The 2,486-nt window shown below is 38.7% G+C and carries 2 protein-coding genes; both read left to right on the top strand.

The window, feature by feature from the left end; genetic code table 11:
- Window positions 1-133 precede the first annotated feature (133 nt).
- A complete protein-coding gene (istA, locus tag NR125_RS29080) occupies window positions 134-1,678 on the top strand; it encodes an IS21 family transposase (RefSeq protein ID WP_256816834.1) in 1,545 nt (514 codons plus the stop codon).
- Window positions 1,678-2,442 (top strand): IS21-like element IS643 family helper ATPase IstB, encoded by a 765-nt coding sequence (istB, locus tag NR125_RS29085; protein ID WP_256816835.1) that lies wholly within the window; start codon window positions 1,678-1,680, stop codon window positions 2,440-2,442. Before istA ends, istB begins: the two co-directional genes overlap by 1 nt.
- The last annotated feature ends 44 nt before the right edge of the window (window positions 2,443-2,486 follow it).

Consider the following 2,486-nt stretch of genomic DNA (forward strand, 5'->3'; position numbering starts at 1 on the left):
TGTGAACGCTAGAATAAAGTTGACAGTTTTTGCTTGATAAGATTTTACACTTCTGCTCAATCAACCTATTACTTTAGTAAAATAAATAGTGACGTTATTTTACTGGAGGTTAGGATTTTTGGAGGAAAAGTTAGTGTTATATGTAAAGATTCATGAACTACACAAAAGAAAATTTAAAGTAGCACAAATCGCTAAGGAGCTTAAGATTTCAAGACCAACTGTTTACAAGTATTTAGAAATGACATTTGATGAAGCAAGAGCATACACGGAACAGCCTTTGGGGAAGAAGAAAAAATTGGATCATTATAAAGACTGGATACTTGCTTGGCTAGAAGAGTATCCTCACCTGAGTAGTGCTCAAATTCATGATTGGCTTTTGGAGAGGTTTCCCGATCTTTTGGTCGGCGGAAGTACTGTGAGGACTTATGTGAGAAATATACGAGAAGTCTACCAGATTGAGAAAAAGGTCATTGTTCGCCAATATGAAGCAGTTCCTGAACAACCAATGGGCAAACAACTTCAGGTAGACTGGGGTGAAACAAAACAGAAGACGACAGACAACAAAGAAATCAAACTGTACTTTATTGCCTTTGTACTCGCTCATTCCAGACATAAATATATGGAATGGCAGGCACGACCGTTTACTACAAGAGATGCGATCAGATGTCATGAAAATGCATTCCAATTTTACGGTGGACGCACAAATGAAATTGTCTATGATCAAGACCACTTAATCGCTGTGAGTGAAAACGCAGGTCAGCTACTTTTAACAGAAGAATTTCAAAACTATGTGAATGAGCGTCAATTCAAAGTTCACTTGTGCAGAAGAGCTGATCCGGAATCTAAAGGCATGATTGAAAATGTAGTGAAATACATAAAAGGGAATTTCGCAGACAGTCGAGTTTTTAGCGACATAGAAGATTGGAATGATCGAGCATTAAAGTGGCTTCAACGTACGGGGAACCATCAGGTTCACCAGACAACGAAAAAAAGACCAGCAGAAGTGTTTCTCCTCGAAAAGCAACACTTACAGCCAGTCTCTTCGTTACTTTCATATGAAAGTACCAATAAACAAAGTATAACAAGAACTGTAAGCAAGGACAACACGATCCGTTATAAGTCTAACCGTTATTCTGTCCCACTAGGGACTTATCAAACAATGACTGAAAATCTTGTATGGATTGAAGTGACCAACGAAGAGCAACAAACTCTTGTGATACGCAAAGAGGCAAGTGGTGAAATCATCACCGAACATATTATTAGTTCAGAAAAAGGAAAACTCATTCAAAACCGTCACCATACTCGCGATCGTTCAAAGGGGATTGAAGAGCTTAAACAACGTCTTATCTCTTACTTTGAAGATCAGACTCAGGCAGCTGTGTATTTTGATGAGATCAGTCAAAGATACCCAAGGTATCGTCGAGACCAATTTGCGATCATTTACAAGGTGATTCAACAGTATCCATCATTAATAGATCCTGTGTTGGCCAAGTGCACGACAGAAAAACTATACAATGCGAATGACTTTCGTGATATCGCTCATCACCTTGATAACTTGCATGATGAACCAGTTAAAGAGGTACAATCCTTTTATGCCAATCCAGCAAAACATCCTCCTATTAAGGCTTCTACCCGTTCTTTAAATGCGTATACTAGCATTTTAGGAGGTCGAGGATGATGAACAAGACGGTGCATGAATTACAAGATCAATTTCGACAGTTACGTTTATCAGAGACGGCGGAGGAGCTACCGCAGCTTCTTCGCGAAGCTGAAAAAGCATCCTGGACTTACTTGGAGTTCTTAGAATCTATCACACGATATGAACTAGCCAAACGTGAAGCAAAGAGCCTTGAAAAAAGAATGAAATGGGCACGCTTCCCTTTCGTGAAGTCATTAGATGAGTTTGAACTTAAAGGTCAAAACGTTCTAACAGCCCGCCAGCTTTCTCAACTTAGAGAATTAAGCTGGTTAGAGCAACAGTATAATTTAATTCTCTTAGGTCCCCCTGGCATTGGGAAAACATATATCGCAATTGGGCTGGGACTTGAAGCCGTTTATAAAGGATTCAATGTTTACTTCGTTACAATGGGTGAACTAGTGCAACTTTTAAAGACAGAAGAATACCTGAATAAATCTAAAGTTCAACTCAAACGAATTAGAAATGCCGATCTTGTGATTATCGATGATTTAATGTACATGGCGATGGATCAGAGAGAAGCAAACTTATTTTTTCATTTAATTAATCACTTATATGAACGAAGTTCAATCATCCTTACTTCAAATAAAAGTCCAGATGAATGGGGTAATCTAATTGGGGATCAAGGGATTACGACAGCTATTCTGGATCGTTTACTTCATCGTGTGGAGGTCATACATGGTGGAGAGAATGAGGAGAGTCATCGGATGAAAAACCGAAAGAGCATTTTTTCAGCAGAAGTGTAAAAATAAAACGAGCAAAAAGTGTAAAATTCAACTTGACGTCTACA

Origin of the sequence: Cytobacillus sp. Bac17, assembly GCF_024519925.1 — a bacterium.
In the GTDB taxonomy this organism is placed as follows: domain Bacteria; phylum Bacillota; class Bacilli; order Bacillales; family Cytobacillaceae; genus Cytobacillus; species Cytobacillus pseudoceanisediminis.

Coding starts and splice junctions, on each gene's coding strand:
- istB (WP_256816835.1), top strand. CDS start 1,678: ATGAACAAGACGGTGCATGAATTACAAGATCAATTTCGACAGTTACGT.